The organism is Vibrio sp. 704 (assembly GCF_033339295.1).
The window spans coordinates 1-4,475 of the sequence record NZ_JAWOUH010000041.1 but is presented as its reverse complement, the minus strand read 5'-3'; the positions used below and the strand labels follow the sequence as shown (position 1 = coordinate 4,475).

4 protein-coding genes are annotated in these 4,475 nt (G+C 40.5%); 1 reads left to right on the top strand and 3 read right to left on the bottom strand.

What is annotated here, in order from left to right:
• Positions 1-176 precede the first annotated feature (176 nt).
• The 3 genes from R7R24_RS24080 to R7R24_RS24070 all read right to left on the bottom strand — a co-directional run bounded on the left by R7R24_RS24080 (position 177) and on the right by R7R24_RS24070 (position 3,412).
• Positions 177-1,700, bottom strand: coding sequence for an anti-phage dCTP deaminase (locus R7R24_RS24080; RefSeq protein WP_054579711.1), 1,524 nt, complete (start codon positions 1,698-1,700; stop codon positions 177-179).
• 151 nt (positions 1,701-1,851) lie between these two features.
• On the bottom strand, positions 1,852-3,039 hold the full coding sequence (locus R7R24_RS24075; protein WP_191116427.1) for a site-specific integrase: 1,188 nt from the start codon (positions 3,037-3,039) through the stop codon (positions 1,852-1,854).
• A 10-nt stretch (positions 3,040-3,049) separates the two neighbouring features.
• The gene (locus R7R24_RS24070; RefSeq protein WP_191116428.1) at positions 3,050-3,412 is read right to left on the bottom strand and encodes a hypothetical protein; all 363 of its coding nucleotides are present in this window, start codon (positions 3,410-3,412) and stop codon (positions 3,050-3,052) included.
• Between the two features lie 89 nt (positions 3,413-3,501).
• Here R7R24_RS24070 and R7R24_RS24065 point away from each other — a divergent pair.
• Positions 3,502-4,475 (top strand): restriction endonuclease (locus R7R24_RS24065; RefSeq protein ID WP_054579714.1); only part of this gene is annotated, 974 nt, incomplete at its 3' end.

Sequence of the window (4,475 nt, the reverse complement as noted above, 5' to 3'; positions counted from 1 at the left end):
TAGTAGATGACTCTCTAACAGTTCTTTGGCTAGAGAGTTGAGAAGATTGAGAGGTTACTTTTGATCTGAAAATTTGTTGTTGCCATTGAGGCCAAGCTGCCATTTTCTGCTCAGCCTTCTCCAAGTGTTCGACTAGAGCTCTGTTATCAACTTTTTTCATCATAAGTTCCTGTTAGTTAACATTTTTTATCATTAAAGATTTTGAAATGCTCACTTGTTAATGCTGAGGAAAATTCCTCGCTTGTAATATATTGGATTGGGTTAGGTTTTAGCCTAAGTTTAGCTGATTCTCTACTCCAGTCTACAGTCTCGCCTGAAGATTTTTTGCGCTTTATCTCTCGACCATTACCTAAAGTCATAGAAAAGAAGTTCAAGAAACTTCTTGGTCCAACTCCAACAAATGGCTCAAAGGACACTTTATCTTCACAATAACCTTCTGAAATTGCATCAGAGTGAAACTCAAACGCCTTACTTTTTGCATATGGCTCAACATATACAACTCTCAATACTCCCGCAGCAATTATGTGTTTCGCACAGTTATGACATGGGAAAGTTGTACAATACAGCGTTGTCTCTAAAGTACTATTATTGGTTCTACCACAAGATAAAATAGCCTCCATTTCAGCATGCACGACTCTTCCATACTCTGTGATATCTTTTAGTTTTGTATTTTTTAGTTTTTTGTTTAATTCAGCAGAGCTCTCAAGTTCCAGTTTATCAATGATATCGTCAATGACCTCTTGAATTGCTTTTTTGTTAGCATCATAACCACGCATGTAATCCCTACCGTCATGACTATCTGCTATCCGTGTATTTGAGCTATCTAAGGAAGGCCAGTACAAACCACCTTTAGATCTAGGGACATCATTCGCCCCTGTTGATATGATATTGTTATTTTTGGTTAATACTGCGCCAACTTGTCTTGATAAGTCAGCAGATCGACTAGATGCAGAGAAAGCCATATACATGGCATATTCATCAAACGTGGGAGTAAGAAATGGGTATCCGAATATCAGCTTAAATACGCGCTCCACATCAACCCTATTTTTATTAAGATTTTGATCTTCATCGATAAAAAAATCAGCTAAGTGGAAAGTATCTCTTGTATGCTGCCCATGACCGTTATTTGGTCCTTCATCCTCATCTCTGGAGATAAGTTTCTTTACGACATCGCTATCTTCAGTACTTCTACGTTTATTATCAAGTGATTGAAATCGACTTTCGTAGCTAGCATGAATCCCTATGACAAATAAACTGTTGCCATAAGTCTCTCTCAAAGCAGCAACTTCATCAGGATGTTTCAGTGATCGAATTATCCATGCTTTCTTTTTTAATGGTTGAGGCTCAAGCCCATCTAAAATTTCAGCTCGTCGTTGAGATATTTCGGTAATAGCAGCATATGCTAAAGCTGCATTATCTTCAGTCACATTACGATATTGATTTCCAAGATTCATAAAGTAATTGATAGTTTCAAGCTTTGATAAACCTTCAGGCACAGGTTGAAGTGCCTGCAAAAAACCCGATGAAACTCGAATGACTTCGGGTTTAAAGTCGTACAACTCTAGTTCATCTGACATTAAGTTAATGAATCGACTCAGGTCTGTTCCAACGGCTGAAACTAAAGCTATAACTATTTCTGAAAAGCTTTCTTCCTCTGCCTCTAATCCATCATTAGCATGTATTTTGTTTTTATCACTCATAAACGACATTCAATCAAATAAGCAAATGCATCAATGTACATAATGATAAAAAATACAAGCAGTGCAAATATTAACCTTTAAAATGTTATGTATATCTTATTTAGCTTGAAGTTTGGACTTAAGTAGCCCCCTAATAGGCTACTTAAGATAATTACTTATTCACACCTCCAACCAACTCAGCCACATTAGCACTTACCTCCCTCAGTCTACTCGAAGCTAAATGAGCATACCTAGTGCTGGTCTGTGGACTCTGATGCCCCAATAAATGCTGAACATCATAGAGCGTGGCATTACCTGAATTGATCAGTATCGATGCGAAGCTGTGCCTCAAGTCATGAATTCGGAAGTTGTCTGTAATCCCGGCAGCTTTCTTGATTCGAGCAAATGCCTTCTTCGGATGAGCGATAGGTCTACCGGGTGCATCTCCGGCAAAGATATAGGGGTTCTTCGGTTGTTGAAATCGTCGTTGATCATGGATGACCTCCTTAGCTAGGTGGTTGAGTAGGACCGTTCTAGACAATCCCGACTTAGTGTGTGGTAGAAATAGGCTCCAATTGCCGTCGTCGTCGACAGTAAGGCACTCCCATTTTGAGCCAGTTATTTCACCTATGCGCATCCCTGTTAGTAGCGCAAATTTCAATGCGTTGGCTTGAGTTCGATTCGGTTCTTCGTTACATGCCTTGATGAAGCTGGAAACCTCTGCACGTGAGAGAAATCTTTGCCTTACGTTGTTTTCCTTGAGCTTCCGTATGTACTGACCGGGATTAGAATCGACATAGCCCCATTCCATTGCCAGTCTGAACATACGAAGGATCAAAGAGCGTAGACGGTTGACCGTTGCAGGTTTCCTACCTTCTAGTAACCCGTCCAACAATTTCTGAATATCTTGCTGACCAATATCAGTAAGAGGTTTCTTACCCCATTTCGGATAGAAATGGAGCTTGAGACTACCTGCATCACTTTTGGCGGTGAGCTTATTCATCATGGCGTAGGGTAAGTAGTGCAGCTCCGCAAATTCTTGAAAAGTGAGCACGTTACGCTTCTCATCACGAATCGCCTTGGGATCATTGCCTAGAGCAATTTCCCGTTTATGGTCATTGGCAATCTGACGAGCAGTGTTGATGTCTAGCGCTGGATGTTCGCCTAGTTGTATAGATTTTTTGACCCGATTGTAGGTGTACCTAAAGAGGAAACGCTTCCTCCCCTGACGGTTGACGATTAATTTTAAACCGCTACACAACTCGTCCGTGTATTCCGTTTCCTTACTTTTGCTCGTCGTCGGCGTCGGTGGGAGTGAGTCGAGTTGGCGCTTATTGAATTTGAATTTTCGGGATTGCATCGCTGCCTCCTTAGTCATTCTCGATGGAGAAATATTGGCGTAATTCGGTGAGCAGTGTCTTAGGTATCAGTAGGTAGATACCCTTACCAGAGTCCTCGACAATGCTCAGGGTGAGTGTTGCTCCGTAGTCCAGATCGTCTTCGAATTCGGTGTAGGTAAGTGCTCGTTTTAGCATTTCGATATCGTCGACGACGACGGTAGAGAGCTCGGATTTTGATGTGAGAAACCAGAGTTCACATTGCAGCACATCCCATGCCTGTTGGGTTTCTGCTGTATCGTGAAATGGTTCGGTGAGTATGGATTTGATTTGTTCTTGTAAGGTGGTGGTGATTGGTAGGGTTGTGATTTGTTGAAGATTAGTTAGCTTAATCATATTGAACTCCATGATTATCAGTATCATAGTGTTAATATGTGTTTGAACTATTTGATGGTTCGGCGAACATTGCTATGCAAGGAAGATTAATGGATAACATTATTCTAGTGAGAAGTCCTGAATGCTTAACAGAAGACGATTGGATTGGTTATGGTTGGCAGCGAGTTAATTTCTCTGCTTTTAAATCAGCTACAGAAGTAATTGATGAGCTACTTAGAGAGTACGGTTCAATTGGTCGAAAACGGAACCAAATAACTCGTTTCTTTAATATAAAGAAAGGCGACATAATAGTCGTGCCAGTCTCTAAGCATATCGTTATCGGTCATGCATCCGATGTAAAAAAGTATGAGAAAGGGATTAGTTACGGAGAAAACAGGGTAAAGGTTTCTTTTCTAAGAGACTCCACTGGAAAGATCATAAAAATCCCACGCAACCAATTATCTCAAGGTCTTTCCAGCCGCTTAAAAATTAGAATGGCAGTCGGTCCCCTCACGGAATTTGGGGATGAAATTCTGTCATTACTTCAGCAGATAGAAAAAGATGGTGGTGTTTCATTTAACTCTCGATTTCTTGAATCAGAAGAGCTGGCAACTCATACATTTAAAGAACAGCTATTAAATAATATCCAACAGGGCAGAACTAACTTAGAAAGCGGTGGGTATGGATTAGAAAAGTTGGTTTTAGAATTGCTCAAGATCGAAGGTTATCAAGGTAAGATTTTAGCTAAGAATCAATCGAGTGATATATCTGACGCCGATATTGAAGCATCTCGCTCTGATACTTTTACATCGACTAGGCTAACTATACAAGTTAAGCACCACGATGGTCATACAAGTATTCATGGCGTAGAGCAACTTAGTGGGCTAGACGATGATGAATCTCAAAAGTGGTTAATTACAACGGGTGTGCTTTCGGAGCAAGCAATAAGTGAAGCACAAGATCGTGGTATTTATGTGATGGACGGCAGGGGATTTATTGACTGGCTGTACGAACACATACCTAGTTTATCTCCTGTAACTAAAAGTAAGCTGTATATTTCAGATGTTCCATCGATAACTGCGCT

Bases quoted from the DNA above. Each gene is read 5' to 3' on its own strand.
- R7R24_RS24070 (WP_191116428.1), bottom strand. From the start codon at position 3,412: ATGATTAAGCTAACTAATCTTCAACAAATCACAACCCTACCAATCACC.
- R7R24_RS24080 (WP_054579711.1), bottom strand. From the start codon at position 1,700: ATGAGTGATAAAAACAAAATACATGCTAATGATGGATTAGAGGCAGAG.
- R7R24_RS24075 (WP_191116427.1), bottom strand. From the start codon at position 3,039: ATGCAATCCCGAAAATTCAAATTCAATAAGCGCCAACTCGACTCACTC.